16 protein-coding genes, 1 tRNA gene and 1 pseudogene are annotated in these 20,941 nt (G+C 64.4%); 6 read left to right on the forward strand and 12 right to left on the reverse strand.

Annotation, left to right across the window (positions count from 1 at the left end; genetic code table 11):
* Positions 1-413: 413 nt before the first annotated feature.
* The 4 genes from AVHM3334_RS02620 to AVHM3334_RS02635 form a co-directional block, all read right to left on the reverse strand.
* Entirely contained in the window at positions 414-1,277 is an 864-nt protein-coding gene (locus AVHM3334_RS02620) for a c-type cytochrome (RefSeq protein WP_284409413.1), read from the reverse strand.
* 336 nt (positions 1,278-1,613) lie between these two features.
* Positions 1,614-3,077 carry an efflux transporter outer membrane subunit gene (locus tag AVHM3334_RS02625; RefSeq protein WP_284409678.1) on the reverse strand — a complete coding sequence of 488 codons (1,464 nt, stop codon included), beginning with the start codon at positions 3,075-3,077 and terminating at the stop codon, positions 1,614-1,616.
* Positions 3,078-3,100: 23 nt separating this feature from the next.
* Positions 3,101-6,259 carry an efflux RND transporter permease subunit gene (locus AVHM3334_RS02630; RefSeq protein WP_284409415.1) on the reverse strand — a complete coding sequence of 1,053 codons (3,159 nt, stop codon included), beginning with the start codon at positions 6,257-6,259 and terminating at the stop codon, positions 3,101-3,103.
* Between the two features lie 15 nt (positions 6,260-6,274).
* A complete protein-coding gene (locus AVHM3334_RS02635) occupies positions 6,275-7,579 on the reverse strand; it encodes an efflux RND transporter periplasmic adaptor subunit (RefSeq protein ID WP_284409417.1) in 1,305 nt (434 codons plus the stop codon).
* On the opposite strand from AVHM3334_RS02635, the gene AVHM3334_RS02640 reads away from it, so the two are divergent.
* The 3 genes from AVHM3334_RS02640 to AVHM3334_RS02650 all read left to right on the forward strand — a co-directional run bounded on the left by AVHM3334_RS02640 (position 7,578) and on the right by AVHM3334_RS02650 (position 8,592).
* A complete protein-coding gene (locus AVHM3334_RS02640) occupies positions 7,578-7,700 on the forward strand; it encodes a hypothetical protein (protein ID WP_284409419.1) in 123 nt (40 codons plus the stop codon). The genes AVHM3334_RS02635 and AVHM3334_RS02640 overlap by 2 nt on opposite strands.
* A gap of 93 nt (positions 7,701-7,793) precedes the next feature.
* Positions 7,794-8,486 carry a TetR family transcriptional regulator gene (locus tag AVHM3334_RS02645; RefSeq protein ID WP_284409421.1) on the forward strand — a complete coding sequence of 231 codons (693 nt, stop codon included), beginning with the start codon at positions 7,794-7,796 and terminating at the stop codon, positions 8,484-8,486.
* 30 nt (positions 8,487-8,516) lie between these two features.
* Positions 8,517-8,592, forward strand: a tRNA-Arg gene (locus tag AVHM3334_RS02650).
* Positions 8,593-8,780: 188 nt separating this feature from the next.
* Here the strand turns inward: AVHM3334_RS02650 and AVHM3334_RS02655 are convergent.
* Complete coding sequence (locus AVHM3334_RS02655) at positions 8,781-9,860, reverse strand: YihY/virulence factor BrkB family protein (RefSeq protein WP_284409423.1); 1,080 nt, start codon at positions 9,858-9,860, stop codon at positions 8,781-8,783.
* A 203-nt stretch (positions 9,861-10,063) separates the two neighbouring features.
* Between AVHM3334_RS02655 and AVHM3334_RS02660 the strand changes: the two genes are divergently transcribed.
* Complete coding sequence (locus AVHM3334_RS02660) at positions 10,064-10,216, forward strand: hypothetical protein (RefSeq protein ID WP_284409425.1); 153 nt, start codon at positions 10,064-10,066, stop codon at positions 10,214-10,216.
* A gap of 39 nt (positions 10,217-10,255) precedes the next feature.
* On the opposite strand, the gene AVHM3334_RS02665 is transcribed toward AVHM3334_RS02660, so the two are convergent.
* The 6 genes and pseudogenes from AVHM3334_RS02665 to AVHM3334_RS02690 all read right to left on the reverse strand — a co-directional run.
* Positions 10,256-11,023, reverse strand: coding sequence for a class II glutamine amidotransferase (locus tag AVHM3334_RS02665; RefSeq protein WP_284409426.1), 768 nt, complete (start codon positions 11,021-11,023; stop codon positions 10,256-10,258).
* A gap of 52 nt (positions 11,024-11,075) precedes the next feature.
* Positions 11,076-12,542 (reverse strand): DHA2 family efflux MFS transporter permease subunit, encoded by a 1,467-nt coding sequence (locus AVHM3334_RS02670; protein WP_284409427.1) that lies wholly within the window; start codon positions 12,540-12,542, stop codon positions 11,076-11,078.
* A 67-nt stretch (positions 12,543-12,609) separates the two neighbouring features.
* Positions 12,610-12,798, reverse strand: coding sequence for a 4-oxalocrotonate tautomerase (locus tag AVHM3334_RS02675; protein WP_284409429.1), 189 nt, complete (start codon positions 12,796-12,798; stop codon positions 12,610-12,612).
* 42 nt (positions 12,799-12,840) lie between these two features.
* Complete coding sequence (locus AVHM3334_RS02680; RefSeq protein WP_502869837.1) at positions 12,841-13,179, reverse strand: cysteine-rich CWC family protein; 339 nt, start codon at positions 13,177-13,179, stop codon at positions 12,841-12,843.
* A 125-nt stretch (positions 13,180-13,304) separates the two neighbouring features.
* The gene (locus tag AVHM3334_RS02685; RefSeq protein ID WP_284409433.1) at positions 13,305-14,918 is read right to left on the reverse strand and encodes a methyl-accepting chemotaxis protein; all 1,614 of its coding nucleotides are present in this window, start codon (positions 14,916-14,918) and stop codon (positions 13,305-13,307) included.
* Between the two features lie 243 nt (positions 14,919-15,161).
* A pseudogene (locus AVHM3334_RS02690) lies at positions 15,162-15,626 on the reverse strand (malate synthase G); the annotation flags it as partial.
* A 135-nt stretch (positions 15,627-15,761) separates the two neighbouring features.
* On the opposite strand from AVHM3334_RS02690, the gene AVHM3334_RS02695 reads away from it, so the two are divergent.
* Both AVHM3334_RS02695 and AVHM3334_RS02700 read left to right on the forward strand, forming a co-directional pair.
* A complete protein-coding gene (locus tag AVHM3334_RS02695) occupies positions 15,762-17,387 on the forward strand; it encodes a DUF262 domain-containing protein (protein ID WP_284409435.1) in 1,626 nt (541 codons plus the stop codon).
* 4 nt (positions 17,388-17,391) lie between these two features.
* A complete protein-coding gene (locus AVHM3334_RS02700) occupies positions 17,392-18,609 on the forward strand; it encodes a type II toxin-antitoxin system HipA family toxin (RefSeq protein ID WP_284409437.1) in 1,218 nt (405 codons plus the stop codon).
* Between the two features lie 58 nt (positions 18,610-18,667).
* On the opposite strand, the gene AVHM3334_RS02705 is transcribed toward AVHM3334_RS02700, so the two are convergent.
* Positions 18,668-20,875 (reverse strand): malate synthase G, encoded by a 2,208-nt coding sequence (locus AVHM3334_RS02705; protein WP_284409439.1) that lies wholly within the window; start codon positions 20,873-20,875, stop codon positions 18,668-18,670.
* Positions 20,876-20,941 lie beyond the last annotated feature (66 nt).

Below are 20,941 nucleotides of genomic sequence, written 5' to 3' on the forward strand. Positions count from 1 at the left end.
CTTCCAATGTCAATCTGGCATTCTTATGGCTGTTCATCCGGTGGGATCCCTCTGTGACTCTGAAGCGTGTTAACTCCAGTTTCCCAGACCCATTCGGGTGAACAACCTATTGAGACATCACAACTAGTGAAGGTTTTGTATACGTTGGAACAACATAGCTTGCGCCCGCTGGGCGTGAACGATAGCCACACACAGACCCCGAGCACTACGGCAACAAGCAAGGCTGCGAATCGATAGCGCGATACCCTTTGGTGTTCCATGGTTCTTAGCGCTTGAACAAAAACGTATTGTTCGTCGTCTGCTTCAGCACCCGCGTATCAGTTTTAAAGTAGCCCCTCGCAACTCCTAGGGCTTCTAGATGGCATGAGTTTGTATGAAGCCCCTTTGTTCGGTGTGAGCGCGAACGCCTCGCTTCATTTGGCCGCGTTGGCCATGAACTCGACGGCCGCGCGGATTTCCGCGTCGGAGGCTTGCGTGCCGCCGCGCGGGGGCATCGCACCTTTGCCCGCGATGGCGATGCGGGTCATGCCATCGATGCCGTCCTTCAAACGCTCGGCCCAGGCGGCCTTGTCGCCGAACTTCGGGGCCCCGGCCACGCCGGCCGCATGGCACACCTGGCACGCCTGCTTGTACAGGGCTTCGCCGACACCCGCCGCCACCGCCGTTGCGGCAGGAGCAGGCGCGGCTGCTGGAGCGGCCGCGGTGGCCGGTGCCGAGGCGGCTGCGGGGGCTTCGGCCGTGGCGGATGCGCCAGCCGCCGCACCGGAAGCGCCTGCGGCGGCGGGCGCTGCAGGCTCTTCGAACTTGGCTCCGGCCGCGTTGGCCATGTAGGCTACGCCGCGAGCGATTTCGGTGTCGTTGAACTCGCCGCCACCTTGCGGGGCCATCGCGCCTTTGCCGGCGAGGGCCGAGTGCACCAGCGCTTCGAAGCCCGTCTTGATGCGCGGTGCCCAGGCTGCGGCGTCGCCCAGCTTGGGAGCACCGGCCGCGCCGGTGGCATGGCAGGCGGCGCATTGGCCTTTGAAAACTTCCTCACCAGGACGCAGCGGGCGATTGGCGTCGCGCACTTCCACCATGCCCACCTTCTGGATGCGTTCCGCCAGCGCCCGCTCCGGATTGGCCGCGCCATCGGCCGGCTTGGTGCCCGACGTGACATACAACACGAGCCCGATGATGGCGAAGATCGGGACCACAAACGAAAAGAAGACCGTCAACAGCAGTTGCTTGGGGTTCTTGATGGGGCCAGTGTGCGCTTCTTCGTGGGGGGTGTCGCTCATGACGTCCTCTATGTATCGGGGGCTTGATGGGAACCAACCGTGGATTATAGGAAGGGCTTTCAGGGCCGGCCGTTAGGGAAAACGGCCGGCTTTCCGGAGTGGTTGCGCTGCATCAAGGTCTGGTCGGGGGCTTCCATCGCATCGCCCGCATCGTGCACTGGGCATCCAGCGGCGGCGCGGGCCCGCTGCCGGCCTGCGTGCCGCGATGAAACGCCCGAGATCGCCACGCAATGCAGTGGGCCGCGTCAACGCAAACGCCCGGCAAGGAAGGCATCCTTCGCCGGGCGTTCAGGGAGCGGTGGCTTTGCGCCGCTGCTCAGGGGCTGCGGCCCCAGATCAGGAGCCGGCGGCGCGCTCGTCCTGCGGCGTCCAGCCGCCGCCCAGCACCTTGTACAGCGTGATCTGGTTTTGCAGCTGGATCAGGCGCGTCTGCACCACGAGTTGCTCCGACGTGAACAGCGAGCGCTGTGCATCCAGCAGGTCCAGATAGCTGGAGACGCCGTTGCGGTAGCGCAGGTCCGACAGTTGCAGGCGCTTGGCATCCGCATCGGCCTGCGCGCGCTGCGCCGCCAGTTGTTCGCCGAGGGTGGCCTGGCCCGCAAGGGCGTCGGACACTTCGCGGAAGGCGGTCTGGATCGACTTCTCGTATTGCGCCACCGTGATGGAGCGCGCCGCGCGTGCCGACTCCAGCGTGGCCTGATTGCGCCCGGCATCGAAGATCGGCAGGGCCATCTGCGGTGCCAGCGAGAACGCCCAGGAGCCGCTCTTGAACAGGCCCGACAGTTCGTTGCTCGCGGTGCCCACGCTCGCGGTCAGCGAGATGCGCGGGAAGAACGCCGCGCGGGCCGCACCGATGTTGGCGTTGGCGGCGATCAGTTGCTGCTCGGCCTGGCGGATGTCCGGCCGCTGCGTGAGAAGGTCGGACGGCAGGCCCGCCGGCAAGGCTGGCATGGCCGGTGCATCCGCCAGCCGTGCCACCGTGCTGCCCAGGCTGTCGCGGATATCTTGCGGCACAGGCTGGCCTAGCAACAGCGCCAGGGCGTTCTCGTCCTGCATGCGCTGGCGCCGCTGCTGCGCGTAGGTGGCGCGCGCCGCTTGCGCCAGGCCCTCGGCCTGGCTGTTGTCAAGCTCGGAGCTCACGCCGTTTTCCAGGCGCAGGCGCGTCAGCTTGACCGACTCTTCCCGCGTACCCAGCGTGCGGCGGGAAATGTCGAGCAATTCCTCATCCGCCAGCAGGTTGAACCAGGCCGTGGCGACGGACGACACCAGGCTGAGCTGGGTGGACCGGCGGGCCTCTTCGGTGGCGAAATACTGCGCCAGCGCCTGCTCCTTCAGGGCGGCGATGCGCCCGAAGAAGTCGATTTCCCATGCCGAGACGGCCAGGCCGACCTGGTAGTTGTTGGCATACGAGCCCGTAGACGCATCCGGCTGGCGGGTGGCGTTCACGGCGGCGTTCACCGTGGGGAACTGTCCGGCGCGCTGGATCTGGAACTGCGCGCGGGCCTGCTCGATGTTGAGCGCGGCCACCCGCAGGTCGCGGTTGTTTTCCAGCGCGACGGCGATCAGCTTTTGCAGGCGCGCATCGGCGAAGTATTCCTTCCAGTCGATGTCCGCGGCGGCTTTGGCCGTCGCGGCGCCGCCAGCGGCCGTGGCGTTGGGAAACGCTTCCGGGACTGGCGCGGCAGGCCGCTCGTAGGTCGGAATGAAGCTGCAGCCTGCCAGCAGCGCGGCGGCGGCCACTGCGGTCAGCAGGGGGCGTGCCAGGCGCGCGCTAGCGCGCAGGGACGAGGGGAGGGACATGGAGATCTCCAGCAGATCGTTCGTCATTCGAGGTTCTCCGAGGCGTGGTGGTGCTGGACCTGCTTGGCGTCATGCTCCTGCTGGCGCTTGCTGCCCTTGAAGAGGGTGCGCACCAGCACGAAGAAGACAGGCACGAAGATCACGGCCAGCACGGTGCCGGTGATCATGCCGCCGATCACGCCGGTACCGATGGCGCGCTGGCTGGCCGAGCTGGCGCCCGTGGCAATGAACAGCGGCACCACGCCCAGCGTGAACGCCAGCGAGGTCATGATGATCGGCCGGAAACGCAGGTGGGCGGCTTCGAGCGCGGCCTCGAGCGCACTCTTGCCCTCGGCCTGCAGGTCCTTGGCGAACTCGACGATCAAGATCGCGTTCTTCGCGGACAGGCCGATGATGGTCACCAGCCCGATCTGGAAGTACACGTCGTTCGACAGCCCTCGCATCAGCGTGGCCAGCAGCACCCCGAGCACGCCCAGCGGCACCACCAGCATCACGGACACGGGAATCGTCCAGCTCTCGTACAGCGCTGCCAGGCACAGGAACACCGCCAGCAGCGAGAACGCGTACAGGATCATGGCCTGCGAGCCCGCGAGCTTTTCTTCGCGGGACTGGCCCGTCCACTCGAAGCCGAAGCCCGGTGGCAGCTGGCCCGCCAGGCGTTCCATCTCGTTCATCGCATCACCCGTGGTGTAGCCGGGGCCGGCGTCGCCAGCGATCTTGATCGATGGGTAGCCGTTGTAGCGCACCGTCTGCATGGCGCCCGTGATCCAGCGCGTGGTGGCGAAGGTCGACAGCGGCACCGTCTGGCCCTGGTTGTTCACGACCGGCAGGTCCAGCACCGATTCAGGACGCATCCGTGCGGCCGCATCGGCCTGCACCACGACCCGCTGCAAGCGGCCCTTGTTCGGAAAGTCGTTGATGTAGCTCGAACCCAGTGCGGTCGAGAGCGCGGAGCTGATGCTGTCGAACCCGATGCCCAAGGCGTTGGCCTTGTCGCGGTCGATGTCGATCTGCATCTGCGGCGCATCTTCCATGCCGTCCGGGCGCACGCCGGCCAGGATCTTGCTCTGCCCCGCCATGCCGAGCAGCTGGTTGCGTGCCCCCAGCAGTGCGTCGTGCCCCTGGCCCGCGCGGTCCTGCAGGCGGAAGTTGAAGCCCGTGCCCGTCCCCAATTCAGGGATGGGCGGAGGGCTCAGCGCGAAGATGAATGCATCGCGAATGCCCGACAGCGCGCCGAACGCGCGGCCTGCCACGGCCGAAGCCGCGTGCTCCGCACCCGAACGCTCGCCCCAGTCCTTCAGGATCACGAAGGCCAGGCCCGCGTTCTGTCCCTGGCCGGAGAACGAGAAGCCCGCCACGGTCACGATGTTCTCGACCTCGGGCTGCTTGAGCATGTAGCCCTCGACCTGGCGCAGCACTTCGCTGGTGCGCGACTGCGCGGCACCCGGCGGCAACTGCACGTTGGTGATGATGTAACCCTGGTCTTCATTGGGCAGGAAGGACGTCGGCAGGCGCATGAACACCACGGCCACTGCACCGATGAGGGCGAGGTAGACGATCATCATCCGACCACTGCGGCGCAGCATCTTGCCCATGCGGTTTTCGTACCCGTGCGTGGCGTTCTTGAACGAACGGTTGAACCAGCCGAAGAAGCCTTTCTTCTCGGCGTGGTGCTCGGGATCGATCGGCTTGAGCAGGGTGGCGCACAGGGCCGGCGTGAGCGACAGCGCGAGGAAGGCCGAGAAGGCGATCGACGTGGCCATCGTGGCCGCGAACTGGCGGTAGATGTTGCCGGTGGAGCCAGCGAAGAACGCCAGCGGCACGAACACCGAAATCAGCACCACGGTCACGCCGATCACGGCGCCCGAAATCTGGCCCATCGCCTTGCGCGTGGCCTGCAGCGGCGGCAGGCCTTCTTCGGACATGATCCGCTCGACGTTCTCCACCACCACGATGGCATCGTCCACCACGATCCCGATCACCAGCACCATGCCGAACATGGTGAGCACGTTGATCGAAAAGCCCATTGCCATCAGCACCCCGAAGGTGCCCAGCAGCGCCACGGGCACCACGATCGTCGGAATGATGGTGTAGCGGAAGTTCTGCAGGAACAGGAACATCACGATGAACACCAGCACCACGGCTTCGATCAGTGTGTTCACCACTTTTCCGATGGAGACGGACACGAACTTGGAGGTGTCGTAGGGCACCACGTAGTTCACGCCCTGCGGGAAGAACTTCTTGAGCTCTTCCAGCTTGGCCTTCACCGCCTTGGCAGTCGCCAGGGCGTTGGCGGAAGGCGTAGGCTGCACGCCCAGGCCCACGGCGTCCTTGCCGTTCAGCCGCGCACTGGTGTTGTAGCTCTGCGAGCCCAGTTCGATGCGCGCGACGTCTTTCAGGCGAACGGCGGAGCCGTCGGTGTTGGCGCGCAGCACGATGTTGCCGAACTGTTCGGCCGAAGACAGCTGGCCCTGCACCACGATGGTGGCCGCAACGGGCTGGCCCGTTTCGGCAGGCAGATCGCCCAGGTTGCCAGCCGATACCTGCGCGTTCTGCGCGCGGATGGCGGCGTTGACCTGATCGAGCGACAGGCTGAAGCCCTTGAGCTTGGTCGGGTCCACCCAGATCCGCATGGCGCGCTCGGAGCCGAACTGCGTGAGCGTGCCGACGCCGGCCACGCGCTGCAGCTCGGGCACCACGTTGCGTGCCGCATAGTCGTTCAGCGCTTCGATGCTCACATCGGGGTTTTCCGTGGTGAGCATGGCGAACATCAGGAAGTTGGAGCGCGACTGCTCCACGCGCACCCCTTGCTGCGTTACCGCACTCGGCAGCCGCGGTGTGGCGCGAGACAGCCGGTTCTGCACGTCCACCTGGGCCAGATCAGCGTTGGTGCCGGGCTCGAAGCTCAGTACGATGCTGCCGGTGCCGTTGGCCTGGCTGGTCGTTTCGACATAGGCCAGGCCGCTCGCGCCGTTCATTTCGCGCTCGATGACGGCGAGCACGCTGTCCTCCAGCGTCTGGGCGTTCGCGCCAGGGTAGGCCACCGAGACCTGGATGGTCGGTGGCGCCACGGCGGGGTACTGCGCAATCGGCAGCCGCGTGATGGAGATCGCCCCCATCACGATGATGAAAATGGTGATCACCCACGCAAAGATGGGGCGCTCAATGAAGAACTTGGCCATGTGCCGCGCTCCTTCTTAGGACTTGGCCGGAGCGGCAGCGGAAGCGGCGGACGTAGCGGGAGCAGCAGCGGAGGCGGGTGCGCCAGGTGCATCGGACGCCTGGGCGCCGGCCCCGCCAGCTTGCCATGCCACGGGCTGCACGACGATCGGGTCGCCGGGCTTGCCGCGTGGCAGCTGCTGGAAGCCGTCCACCATGACCTTCTCGCCGGTCTGCAGGCCTTCCAGCACCACCCAGTTCGTGCCTTGCGCCGGTCCGAGCTTGACGGGACGGGGCGCGAGATGGTTGTCGGCACCCACCACCATCACGGTGTCGCCCTTGGCGGAGCGCGTGACGGCCTGCTGCGGCAGCAGAACGCCGCCGGCCACCTGTGCCTGTTCCAGGCGCACGCGCACGTACAGGCCCGGGAGCAGTTGGCGGTCGTTGTTGGGAATCTCGGCGCGCAGCGTGACCTGGCCGCTGGTCGGGTCCACCGTCAGGTCGGTGAACAGCAGCTTGCCGTTCTGGGGATAGAGGCTGCCGTCTTCCAGCACCACGCTCACGCTGGCCGAGCCTTTGCCGGCCTGCTTGTACTTGCCGCTGGCCAGGCCGGCCTTCAGCTTGAGCGCTTCGGACGCAGACTGCGTGAAGTTCACATACAGGGGGTCGATCTGCTGGATGACCGCCAGCTCGGTGGCGGTGCCCTGGCCCACCAGCGCGCCTTCGGTCACCAGCGCACGGCCGATGCGGCCGGAGATGGGGGCGGTCACGGCCGCGTAGCCCACATTGATCTGCGCGGTGGTCACGGACGCCCTGGCTGCGGCCAGGTTGGCTTCGGCCGTCTTTTGAGAGGCGACCGCGTTGTCGTATTCCTGCTTGCTGATCGCGTTGACGGCCACGAGGGGCTTGTAGCGCTCGGCCAGCGCGCGAGTCTGGGTGACGTTGGCCTCGGCCTGGGCCACGCTGGCCCGGGCGCTTTCCAGGGATGCGCGGTAAGGCGCGTCGTCGATGGTGAACAGCTTCTGGCCAGCCTTCACATCGCTGCCTTCGGTGAACAGGCGCTTTTGCAGGATGCCGGCAGCCCGTGCACGGACTTCCGCCATGCGAGAGGCTTCCAGCCGGCCTGGCAATTCCGTCACCAGCCCGACATCGCCGGGGGCCACGGTGACCACGCCGACCTGGGGCGGCGGCGGAGCGCCTCCGCCGGCTTGGGCGGGGGCCTCGCTCTTGCCGCAGGCCACCAGGGCGGTCGCGGCGACAAGGCTGAGACAAAACGCTGCAACCCGAAGGGCTGCGTGGGGTGCGGCAGGGAAAACGCCAAGATCGTCACTGAGGCGAGGCATGAAAGTCCTTCCGGAAATTGCGCTGATTGAAAAGGCCATGCAGGCAGGAGATGTCTTTGATCGGCATCAAACCACGCAGATAGCCCTTGAATTCGGTGCGCGATTATACATACAAACATGAATGTATAATTGTGACGAAGCACTGGCGCCGCCCTTTCCAAGGGCTGAATCACGCCATGAACGCTGCTATCGAACACGAAGGAGACACGCCCCCATGGCCCGACGCACCAAAGAAGATGCCGTTGCGACACGCAATAGTTTGCTGGATGCGGCCGAGCGGGTTTTTTACCAGAAGGGTGTGTCGCATGCGTCATTGAATGAGATCGCGCAGGCCGCAGGCGCCACCCGGGGCGCCATCTACTGGCATTTCAAGGACAAGGTGGACTTGTTCAACGCGATGATGGAACGCGTGACCTTGCCTTTGGAGCGCGCCAATGGCGAGTGCGAAAGCAACGAAGACATGGCCCCTCTGCAGCGCATGCGTGGGGTGATCGATCTGGTGCTGCGCAATCTGTCGCAGGACGAGCGCATGCAGCGCGTTTTCGAAATCGCGTTTTTTCGGGTGGAGTACGTGGAAGAACTGGCAGGCGTGCGCGACCGGCACATCGCTGCCTGCAGTGCATTTCGCAATCAGCTTGCCCGCGACCTGCACCTGGCTGCAGAAGGCCAGAAGCTGGTGTTGCCCATGGCGCCGGAAATTGCCGCGATTGCCTTGCAGGCGATCTTCGATGGGCTGGTTCAAGGCTGGATCTTGAACCGCGCGAACTTCGATCTGCCGGCCACCGGCCGGGCGTCCGTGGACGCCTACCTGCGTGGGCTGGGGCTGGATCTTCCACCCCTGCCGGATTGGCTGCAGGATTGCTCGTTGCATAGCATGTGCCCGCATGCCGCAAGGGCCGTGCCATAATCGCCGACTGGGCCGCAACGGCCCTCCCGTGCGGCTGTAGCTCAGTGGATAGAGTATTGGCCTCCGAAGCCAAGGGTCGTGGGTTCGATCCCCGCCAGCCGCACCATCATCGGATTTTCGAGACAGCGCACAGCCTGCTGCGCCCGCTTCTCGTTTCAGTCTTCCCTACCGCCAGACGTTGTTGAACGTCCCAGGTTCCGTTCAGTGGTGAAGCCATGGCTTTTAGCCATTGCCCTTCGCCATTGCCGTAAACGGTGCCTGACTGAGCGCAAAGCCGCCTGCCAACGTTACGTCTCACCGCCGAGCCCGCATCGCGTCGCGCTTTTCGCGCCGCTCCAGCCAGAGCGACAGCGCCACCCGCGCCGCCAGCAGCGCGACCGTGGTGGCCAGGGCACCCGTGGACAACGGTGCGGCGGCTGGCGCGGCATGGACAGGGGCGGGCAATGGTGTCACTGGCGTGAGGGCGGTGTCCGCGCGGGTCGCACCCTTGCGGGGCTCGACGGGATCGAGCAGGTTTTCAGGGGCGGCCGCGTGCGAGCCGTGCTCGGCGGCATAGACCTTGGTGAACTCCGCGCCCAGCAGAAAGATCTGCGCAGCGTAGTACACCCAGATCAGCACCACGGCGATGGCGCCCGCTGCGGCGTACGTCGAACTCAGCCCCGCCTTGCCGACGTACAGGCCGATGAGCACCTTGCCCACCTCGAACAGCACTGCCGTCACCGCAGCGCCCACCCACACGTCGCGCCAGGCGATGGGGACCGAGGGCATGAACTTGAAGATCATCGCGAACAGCACGCAGCTGATGCTCATCGACAGCAGGGTGTTGATGCCCATCAGCATCAGCTCCCACCCCGGCATCAGCGCGCCGAGCCATGTGCCCGCAGCCGCCACCGCAGCGCTGACGGTGAGCGATGCCATGAGCAGAAACGCCAGCCCCAGGATGAGTCCGAACGACAAAAAGCGCGCGCGCAGCAGGCCCCAGATGCCACGCGGCTTGGACGGCTCCGGCACATGCCAGATGCGGTCGAGCGCACTCTGGATTTCGCCGAAGACCGTCGTCGCGCCGACGATCAGCAGCACGATGCTGATGGTGCTGGCGATGATGCCTTCTGTGGGTTCCCGGGCGCTCTTGATGAGGCCCTGGATCGCCAGCGCGCCGTCGCGTCCGACCAGCCCGGAAATCTGTCCTTCGATCGTGCCGCGCACCGCGTCCTGGCCGAAGACCGCGCCCGCGATCGAGATCACGATGACCAGCAGCGGTGCGATCGAGAAGGCGGTGTAGTAGGAGATGGCCGCCCCCATGCTCGGGGCGTAATCGTCGATCCACGCTTGGCAGGATTTTTTGGCGAGGCGAAAAAGTGTGGAGGCGTTCATGGCGTGTCGGGCGGTCAATGCTCTGGTGTAACCAATCGCACCGCCTTGGCCTGTAGGAGGGGGCCGGCAGCACCCCCAATGGGGCCCGGTGCCGCGGCGCGGGCCGCGCGTCCGATGGAGGGCAGGGGCGCTGTCCCACAAGAAGGCCGCAGCGCGCGGTGCGCTAATGCAGGCATCTCTCAGATCTTTTGCGAGGTCCGTGCATGTCCCGATCGCACCGCCAGTGTTCCGATAAGCCCAAGCCCCGTGACATCAAGCGCCAGCGCCAGCGCGAGGCGATGTTCAAGCCGCCGGGCCGTGGCGGCATGATCTTCTACCCCGAACCCGAACCTCCCGTGTGGAAACCGCTCGGGTAACCGCTTCCGGCTGCTGGTTTGAACGGTCGCTGCCGCGCGCTACGGCGCGGCGCAGGTGCCGTCCACGAAGACCCGCAATTCGCCGCTCTGGAACGCGGTCCATTGCTCGTCGCTCGTGAGCGGCGCCGTCACCACCACGGCCACCCGGTCCTGCGGCGTGGTGTAGGCGGAAAAGTCGATGCGCAGATCTTCGTCGCACAGCTTGGCTTGCGAGAAGGGATGCCGCCGCTCGATGTAGTAAAGCTGCGTGGACGCATGCGCCCACAGCGCCTGCCCGTTGGACAGCAGGAAGTTGAACGTGCCGTGCGGCGCGATTTGCGCAGCCAGCTCGCGCAGGGTGATCGTCAACTCCGAAATGCTCGGCACCCCGGCGTGCGACTTGGCCAGCTCTTGCATGATCCAGCAGAAGGCGTGCTCGCTGTCGGTCGTGCCCACGGGGTGGAAGTGCGAATGCAGCCGCGGGCGAAAGTCCTTCAAGTCGCCGTTGTGGGCGAATACCCAGTACCGGCCCCACAGCTCGCGCATGAAAGGATGGCAGTTCTGCAGCGAGACGCTGCCCTGCGTGGCCTTGCGGATGTGGGCGATGACGTTGCGGCTCTGGATCGGGTAGCGGCGGATCAGCTCGGCCACGGGCGAGTCCACGGCACGCTGGTGGTCCACGAAATGGCGAAGGCCCTTGTCTTCGAAGAACGCGATGCCCCAGCCGTCGGAGTGGTCCGCCGTGTTGCCGGCGCGCTGTGCGAACCCCGTGAAGCTGAACGTCACGTCGGTCGGCGTATTCGCATTCATTCCGAGCAACTGGCACATGGTGGGCTTGGCGAAAAAGAGGGAGAAAAAAGGATGGCAACCGTGAGCCGCGTCAGCGGCTCGCCGCTGCGGCCTTGGGCGTACGCAGCTGCCACGCGGCCACCAGGGCCAGCAGGCACAAGCCGGTGAGCAGCAGGAAGGTTTCCCCGAAGGCCGCGATGCGCGCCGGGCTGCTGACGGCGTTCTGCAGCGAATCGCCATGTGCGGCGATGCGCCATTCCAGCACGATGCCGCACAGGCTCACGCCGGCGGCGCCGCCCAGCATGCGCACGAAACTGATGGCGCTGGAGCCTTGCGCGATGAGCGGTTTGGCCAGCGGCCGCATGGCGCCCAGGTTGAGCGAGGGCAGGATGAACCCGAGCCCGATGCGCCCGAGCACGGCGAAGACCACCAGCATCCACAGCCCGCTCGTCAGATCGACGAGCACCATGAGCGCGAAAGAGATCGCGAGCAGCGCCAGCCCCGTGCCGACCAGCAGGTGCGTGGGCTGGCGGTCCGCCAGCCGGCCCACGATGGGAATCGTGATGGCCAGCACGATGCCCGCCGGCAGCATGATGGTGCCGACGTGCGATGCCGATAGCTGCAGGCCCAGCTGCATGAACACCGGCAGCAGGTAAGTGGAGCCGAACAGCGCCGTGCCGTAGATGAACGCCACGATGCTGCCCATGGCGAACTGCCGGTATTCGAACAAACGCAGGTCCATGAGCGGCGTGGCGCCCCGCGCCAGCTGCCGGCGCTGCCATGCGATGAAGACGGCCAGCGCCGCGAAGGCCGCCAGCAGCAATGCGCCGGCCTGCAGTCCCGGCCCGCCGTGCAGTGCCACCAGGCCATTGAGCAGGCACAGCGTGCCGACCCCGCCCAGCAGCAGTCCGCGCCAGTCCAGCGCGGTGCCGGACTGGCCGGCCACTGCGCCGCCGGGGCTGCTGACCGGCACGAACCGGTAGGCCAGCACGATGGAGGCGATGCAGAACGGCACCACCATGAAGAAGATCGAGCGCCAGCCGAACCAGTCCACCAGGAGCCCGCCGATGCTCGGGCCGATGGCCGGCGCCAGCACCACGCCCATGCCGAAGATGCCGCTCGCACGGCCCTGTTCGTGGGGCTGGAAGGCGTAGAGGGTGATCACTGCCGGAATCGGCTGCACCACGCCTGCGGCCAGTCCTTCCAGCACGCGGGCGGCCAGCACGAGGCCGTAGTGGCTCGCGACGCCGCCGCCGATGCCGCCCACCAGCAGCAGCACCATCGCTCCGACGTAGGTCGCGCGGTAGCCGAAGCGGGCCAGCAGCCAGGGCGTGGTGAGCATGGAGACCGTGGTGGCCACCATGAAGCCCGACGACACCCATTGCGCACGCTCCTGGCCGAGCGTGAAGTAGTGGCTCATGTCGGGAATGGCCACGTTCACGATGGTGGACGACATGATCGATGCCATCGTGCCCACCATCACCGACAGCAGGAGCAGCCAGCGGTAGCGCTCGCCGTAGCGTTCGCGCAAAAGGGCGGCGGAGCCGGGGCCGGTCATCGGTGGGTTTCAGGGGCGCAGGGCGAAGCGCGGTGGCGCGTCAGGTGCGTCAGGTGCGTTAGGTGCGTTAGGTGCGCTCGGACCAGAGCTTGCCGCCGGTGGCCCAGTTCTCGCGCTTGACGTCGGTGATGAGGATGTCCACCGATTCGGGAGCGCCGCCGAGAATCTCGACGGAGACGCGGGTGATCTCTTCCACCAGCTTTTTCTTCTGCTCGATGGTGCGGCCTTCCATCATTTCGATGTGGTACGTCGGCATGTCAGTGAGTCCTTCGGGAGGGTTCAAAAAAGGGAGCGGCCATCATATCGGCGCGGCAGGCGCTTCAGCGTCGGACGAAGCGGAAGAAGCCGACGGGCCGGCGGCGCAGGCCGGACACAGGCAGGCAACGCCCCGCTGCGCCGGTGCCAGTCGCGCCAGGGCCTCGGGCGACACGGGGGCCGCCATGCACCAGCAATCCGCAGCAGGTGCGCCGGCCGTGATCGCGCAGGCGTTTCGCTGGCCGCACAAAGGGCAGCGCGACGGATCGGCGGCGAAAGAAGAGGGTGGGGCGGACGGGGCGGGCGCTGCGGCGGTCATGGCGTCGAAAGGCGCCAGTGTAGCCCCGGCCGGACCGCCGAGGTGCCGCACAGGGGAATGCATGAAAATGCCGTGCAGCGCATATTCCTCTAGGGGGTGTTGCTATCAATAAAATAGCAAACGCCACAGGCGCGTTCCGCTGGCCCCGCCGCGGCAGCGGCAGCGGCAGCGCCGGAGCGCTTGGCCGCTCAGCCGGCGATCGCTGGCATGGCGCGGCGCGCTGCCAGGGCCGCGCCATTGCCCCGGGTCTCCTGCGCATTGCCGATGCGGAACACGTCGACCGCACGCACCAGCTGCGCGGTCTGCGATTCCAGCGAGCCCGTGGCGGCAGCGGCTTCTTCGACCAGTGCCGCGTTCTGCTGCGTCACCGTGTCCATCTGCGAGATGGCCTGGTTGACCTGCTCCAGCCCGGTGGTCTGCTCCTGGCTCGCCACGCTGATCTCGCCGACCAGGTCCGTCACGCGGCGCACGCCGTCCACCACCTCGCGCATGGCCTCTCCGGCCTGTTCCACCAGCCGATTGCCCGAGTCCACGCGCTGCACCGAGTCGTCGATCAGGCCTTTGATCTCCTTGGCCGCCGCGGCGCTGCGCTGCGCGAGCATGCGCACTTCGCTGGCCACCACGGCGAAGCCCCGGCCCTGCTCGCCCGCACGGGCGGCTTCCACCGCCGCGTTCAGCGCGAGGATGTTGGTCTGGAAGGCGATGCCGTCGATCACGCCGATGATGTCCACGATCTTGCGCGAGGCCGTGTGGATCTCGCCCATCGTGGCCACCACGTTGCCCACCACTTCGCCGCCGCGCACCGCCTTGTCCGACGTGGCCTGGGCTAGCTGGTTGGCGGTGCGCGCGTTGTCGGCGTTCTGGCGCACCGTGGCGGTCATCTGCTCCATCGACGCTGCGGTCTGCTGCAGCGCGCTGGCCTGTTCTTCCGTGCGGCTGGAGAGGTCCAGGTTGCCGCGTGCGATCTCGCTGGAGGCCACGGCGATGCCTTCGGCGCCATGGCGCACCTGGCCCACCGTGGCGCGCAACTGCTCGCCCATGGCGTTCAGCGTGCGCAGCAACTGGCCGGTTTCGTCCTGGGCCGTGCTTTGGGAGGTCACGGTGAGGTCGCCCGTGGCAACGGTCTTGGCCATCGTCACGGCATCGTGCAGCGGGTGCGTGATGCTGCGGGTGATGGCGACGGCCAGCGCCAGCGCCATCAGCGTGGCCAATGCGCCGAGCGCGATCAGCTGCAGGCGGCCGCTTTTGTAGTTGGCCTGCACGGATTCGGAGGATTCGTTGATCTCTGCGCGTTGGAAGTCCAGCAGCGCCTGGAGCGCCTGCAGGTATTGCTCGCCCACCGGCGTGAAGTCGGCGTTCAGAATGCGCTCGGCGTCCTCCGCGCGGCCTTCGGCCTTGGCTTTGTAGATGGCATCGCGCGCGGTCACGAAGCGCTTGCGTGCTTCGCCCACCGCATCGAAAAGGGCTTGCTCCTGGGGGCTGCTGATGAGCTTGGACAGTTGGCTCTGCTGTTCGGAGGACATCTTGGACGCCGCCGCGTTGTCCGCCGCGAACTGCTGCGCCAGGGTGGAATCGCTGCTGCGTGCCACCACGCTGTGGCGGCGCACGTTGCTGAAGATGGTGCGGTACCAGTCGGAGATCAGCCGTTCCTTGGTGAGCGGCTGGGCCATCATCGAAGCCGTCTCGTCGGCCACGGACTGCAGCTTCCAGGTGCCCACGCCCAGCATGGTGATGATGAACAGGATGAGCACGCCGAAGGCCAGGCCAAGGCGTTTTCCGATGGAAATGTTTTGGAGTGTCATGATGGTGCTAAGGGAAAACCCTTGGTAAGGTGGGAGATTGTCTCCGCATTGCTCAACCGCAACTACATGCCCTTACGCATCGACGGAACATACGTGTTTACCCGCATGACCCTGCTAGGAAAACGGGGCGTGCGCTGAATTGGCGGCTGGCGCAACAATGAAAACGGGGCACCCGCTGGAGCGACCCGTGGTCCGCGCCAGATCGAAGGCCAGCGCGCTGCCTGCGAAAACGACCGCTGGGTGTCAGCGCACGGCCGTACCGGCCTTCACCTTCAGCCGCCAGGCGTGCAGCAGCGGCTCGGTGTAGCCGCTGGGCTGTTCCACCCCCTTGAAGACCAGGTCGCAAGCGGCCCGATAGGCCGCCGATTCGGCAAAGCGTCCCGCCATCTTCTGGTACAGCGGATCGCCGGCGTTCTGCTGGTCCACCACGGCGGCCATGCGCTCGAAGGTTTCCTTGATTTGCGCTTCGGTCACCACGCCGTGCAGGAGCCAGTTGGCCATGTGCTGGCTGCTGATGCGCAACGTGGCGCGGTCTTCCATCAAGCCCACGTTGTGGATGTCGGGCACCTTGGAGCAACCCACGCCCTGGTCGATCCAGCGCACGACGTAGCCCAGGATGCCCTGGGCGTTGTTGTCCAGCTCCTGCTGCTTTTCGGCATCGCTCCACTTTGGGTTGGCGGTGATGGGAAGCATCAACAACCGGGTCAAAATGTCGGCATTCCTTGCGATCAAACCTCTTCATCGCGGTTTGTGCAACCTAGCCGAGTTGCTCACCATAATGCACCATTCGTTTAAGTGAAAGTTGTCATGCCTGCGATTAATACATCTGTAGCCGTTAGGCAAATGCAAGAACCCGAGCTTTTGGCATATCGGCCGGAAGCGCGTGCTTTCAAAATCGAAGATTTAATGCTGGAGATAACGCTAGGGAGACTTCGGATTCCCACATTTCAGCGCCGTTTAGCTTGGGATCGTTCCGACTCACGCAAGTTGGTTGATAGCTTATATCGTGGATATCCGGTGGGTACCTTACTGTTCTGGCAAACCAGTGCTCCTGCAGACCAGTGGCGTTGGGGGGCGCTCGAAATTCGAGCAGATGAGCGGCAGGATGCTTGGTTGGTCGTGGATGGTCAGCAAAGGCTTGTTTCGTTGGCCCGTGTTCTGTTGACTTCGGACACGCAGTCGGAAGACTTTGCGTTGTACTTTGATTTGGACTCATCCGAGTTCGTCTTTCCACCTTCGCAAGGAGCCGTGGAGGAGGATGCATCCCGATGGTTGCCATTGAATCGTGTGTTGGACTCCGAGAAACTGTTTGAGTGGTTGTACGAGAAGGAACCAAGCAAGGAACGCCGAGAGCGTGCGTTGCAGTTGGGAAAGCGGTTAAGGGAATACGACATTCCTGCGTACATTGTTCGCAGTGAAAGCGAAGGTACCTTACGTGAGATTTTTGGTCGTCTCAACTCTATGGGAAAGCGCCTAGAGGCGTCGGAAGTGTTCGATGCGCTCAATGGAGCGCGTAATGGGCAACGACCTTCGACTTTGTCCCAGATGGCCTTGGAGTTAATGCAATCGACCAATTTTGGGCGCCTAGACGATGACATTCTGTATCGTTTACTCCGCGTTTTGCATGGCGTAGATGTGATTCAAAGTGGTCGAGATGATCCGCTTCGCTTGGACGGGGCACTGGCGGAAAGCTTGTATACCCAGACCGAGCACGCTGTGCGACTCGCAATGGACTTCATCTCTAGAGATGCGGGAATCCCACACTATCTGCTCCTGCCTTATAAGCAGCCGCTTGTGACGTTGGGTAAGTTCTTTCATTTCCATCCAGAGCCCAAGCCTCGCTCTCGAGAGTTGTTGGTTCGCTGGATTTGGCGCGGAGCCCTCACAGGCGCACATCGGGGTGATTCTGTTTCTACCCGTACGGCGTTGGATCACGTGGTTGCAGGTGATGAAGAGGGGTCTGTTCAGCGCATGTTGGCAATGGTTGGGCGCACAGAGCCCAGCTTGCCGCAGGTTCAAGACCGGTTTCACTTTCGCTATGCGGCCAGCAAATTGCAGGCTTTGGCCTTGTTGGATTTGGCTCCCCGAGATCTGGAGTCAGGCGAGGTGTTAGATATCGCAAGCCTATTGAACTACCGTGAAGAAAAAAAGGATCCCCCATATCCTACGATCATCAAGTCCACGGCAGATATGCTTCCGCTTCTTTTGACGGGTGCCAATCGCATAGCACATCCAAATCGGCCAGGGTTGCGCAAAGCCGTAGAAGAGGCGGACATGGCGATATTAGCTTCCCATGGCATTCAAGAGCCAGCATTACGAGCGCTTCAGCGCGACGATCTCGCCGAATTCTTGAAGCAGCGTGCCCGCCACTTGCAAACGCGCTTCGCGGAGGTGTTTGCTCGTCAAGCACGTTGGCAGGATTCGGATCGCCCGTCCATCGGTGCGCTGGTCATTACAGACGAAAGCTAGGGCGATGAGCAAGGTCATCAGGCAGCTTCGAGTGTTGCTCAATGAAGTCCCGGTAGGTCGTTTGACGCTTGACGACGCAGAAATTTGCGAGTTCCATCTTTATGAGTCTTATCGCAAATCATCGCCTCGCTTGGTGCTAGGGCAACAGTTTGAGGATGATTTGTTCAAGCATTACCGTGCGCGGTCGCGTTTGCCGCGCTGGTTCTCCAATTTATTGCCCGAGGGGGCGTTGCGGCAGTTGGTGGAGGAGCAAGCAGGTCATCGAGAGTTTGATCTGTTGGTGCGTTTGGGAAAAGATCTTCCAGGGGCTGTACGCATCGAAGTGGAGCCCAACGTGGGGGGCACTGAGGAGAGCGCCGATTGGATGGCGGACAGCGACCCTGCATCACCATTAGATGACGGGACATGGCATTTTTCGCTTGCAGGTGTTCAGCTGAAGTTCTCTGCGAACCGCGTAGACCGGGGAATGACGATTCCAGTTTCTGGGCAAGGAGGCGATTGGATATTGAAGTTGCCAGACCCCCGATTCCCTAATGTGCCTGCTAACGAGTACGCCACTATGCGTTGGGCAGCAGCCAGCGGCATCAACATTCCAGAGATTGATTTACTAGACTTGAGTTCAGTCATTGGATTACCACAAGAAGGCGTTCCTAGGCATGAGACGCAAGCATTTGCTATTCGGAGATTTGATCGCCCGAGCGCGGATGGGCGCGTGCATATGGAAGACCTTGCTCAGGTTTTGAATCTCTACCCCGAGCAGAAGTACAGTCAATTCAACTATGAAACGATCGCCCGCTTGACCTTGGAGTTGGCAGGTCACGCGGCACTCAAGCAACTGGTGACGAGGTTGGTCTTCATGCTGGCTAGTGGCAATGGTGATGCTCACCACAAGAACTGGAGTTTCTTGTACCCCGATGGTGTCCGTGCCGAACTATCCCCTGCCTATGATCAAGTTTCAACAATCCAGTACATGACCAGTGATTCGTTGGCGCTCAATTTGGGAGGAACCAAGTTATGGGCGGACAAGCGCGTAGAAACCTTTGTGCGATTGGCGCGGAAGATTGGATTTGATGAGCGCGAAATGGGCGACTGGGTGGGTGAGGCTGTGACTGCCGTGTGTGGAGCTTGGAGCGCAGCTGCGACCGACTTCGGGTATGACCAAATGACCAGAAAAAAGATCGAAAGCCATATGAATGAAATTCCTGTCTTGAAGGTCGCATGAAAAATAGCTGCTAGCGCTTATCAATAAGTCGCTGGCAGCTTTTTTTGCAAGCAAATACTCAGGCCGCCGCCTTCACCTTCAGCCGCCAGGCGTGCAGCAGCGGCTCGGTGTAGCCGCTGGGCTGTTCCACCCCCTTGAAGACCAGGTCGCAAGCGGCCCGATAAGCCGCCGATTCGGCAAAGCGTCCCGCCATCTTCTGGTACAGCGGATCGCCGGCGTTCTGCTGGTCCACCACGGCGGCCATGCGCTCGAAGGTTTCCTTGATTTGCGCTTCGGTCACCACGCCGTGCAGGAGCCAGTTGGCCATGTGCTGGCTGCTGATGCGCAACGTGGCGCGGTCTTCCATCAAGCCCACGTTGTGGATGTCGGGCACCTTGGAGCAACCCACGCCCTGGTCGATCCAGCGCACGACGTAGCCCAGGATGCCCTGGGCGTTGTTGTCCAGCTCCTGCTGCTTTTCGGCATCGCTCCACTGCGGCGCGGCGGCGACGGGCACCGTGAGCAGGCCGGTCAGCAGGGTGTCGCGCTCGGCATTGGCGTCGGTCTTTTCAAGCTCTTTCTGCACTTCGGCCACGTTGACCTGGTGGTAGTGCAGCGCGTGCAGCGTGGCGCCCGTGGGGCTGGGCACCCAGGCGGTGTTGGCACCGGCCTTGGGGTGGGCGATCTTTTGCTTGAGCATCTCGGCCATCAGGTCGGGCATGGCCCACATGCCCTTGCCGATCTGCGCCTTGCCACGCAGACCGCATGACAGGCCGACCAGCACATTGTTCTTCTCGTACGACTGAATCCAGGCGCTGGCCTTCATGTCGCCCTTGCGCACCATGGGGCCGGCCTGCATGGCGGTGTGCATCTCGTCGCCCGTGCGGTCCAGAAAGCCGGTGTTGATGAACGCCACGCGCGCGCTGGCGGCCGCGATGCAGGCCTTCAGGTTGACGCTGGTGCGGCGCTCCTCGTCCATGATGCCCAGCTTCACGGTGTTTCGGGGCAGGCCCAGCAACTGCTCCACGCGGCCGAACAGGTCGCTGGCGAAGGCCACCTCGGCCGGGCCGTGCATCTTGGGCTTGACGATGTACACGCTGCCCTTGCGCGAGTTGCGGATGCCGCCCTGGCCCTTGCCCTGCAGGTCGTGCAGTGCGATGGTGGTAGTGATGGCCGCGTCCAGGATGCCTTCCGGAATCTCCCGCTGCGTGCCTTGCGCGTCGGTCCACAGCACGGCCGGGTTGGTCATCAGGTGGCCCACGTTGCGCAGGAACATCAACGAGCGTCCGTGCAGCCGCACCTCGCCGCGGCCATCGGGCGCGGTGTAGAGGCGGTCGGGGTTCAGGCCGCGCGTGAAGGTCTTGCCGCCCTTGCTCACTGGCTCGGTGAGGTCGGCTTTCAGAATGCCCAGCCAGTTGGCGTAGCCGTTGACCTTGTCCTGGGCATCGACGGCGGCCACGGAGTCTTCCAGGTCGAGGATGGTGGACAGCGCGGCTTCGACCACCAGGTCGCTCACGCCCGCAGGATCGGTCTTGCCGATGGCCGTGGTGCGGTCGATCTGCAGGTCCAGGTGCAGGCCGTGGTGGCGCAGCAGCACGGACGAAGGCGCCGAAGCTTCGCCCTGGTAGCCCGCGAACTGCCCGGGCTCCTGCAGGCCGGTGGTGCCGCCATCCTCCAGCGCGACGGCGAGCTGGCCGCCTTCCACGCGGTAGCCGGTGGCGTTTTTGTGCGAGCCCTGGGCCAGCGGCGCGGCCTGGTCGAGCACTTCGCGGGCGAAGGCGATCACGCGGGCGCCGCGAATCGGGTTGTAGCCCTGGCCCTTTTCGGCGCCATCGGTCTCCGGGATCGCATCGGTGCCGTAGAGCGCGTCGTACAGCGAGCCCCAGCGTGCGTTGGCGGCGTTCAGAGCGTAGCGCGCATTCAGGATCGGCACCACCAGCTGCGGGCCGGCCTGCGTGGCGAGTTCGTCGTCCACGTTGCACGTGGTGGCCTGCACATCGTCGGGCTGAGGCACCAGATAGCCGATCTGCTCCAGAAAGGCGCGGTACGCCGCCATGTTCTGCACCGGGCCCGGGTTGGCGCGGTGCCAGGTGTCCAGCTCGGCCTGCAATCGGTCGCGCTCGGCCAGCAGGCCGATGTTGCGGGGGGCCAGGTCGGTCACCAGGGCGCTGAAGCCCTTCCAGAACGACTCGCTGTCCACGCCCGTGCCGGGCAGCACCCGGTCCTCGACGAAGCGGTGCAGGGAGGTGGCCACTTGCAGGCCGTGGGCGGGGGTGCGGTCGGTCATGGTGAAGGGTCTCGGTGGAATCAAAGAAGGAAAGAAGGACGGGCAGGAAGCGATGGCGCCATCAAG

The sequence above is a fragment of the Acidovorax sp. SUPP3334 genome, from assembly GCF_030159055.1.
In the GTDB taxonomy this organism is placed as follows: domain Bacteria; phylum Pseudomonadota; class Gammaproteobacteria; order Burkholderiales; family Burkholderiaceae_C; genus Paracidovorax.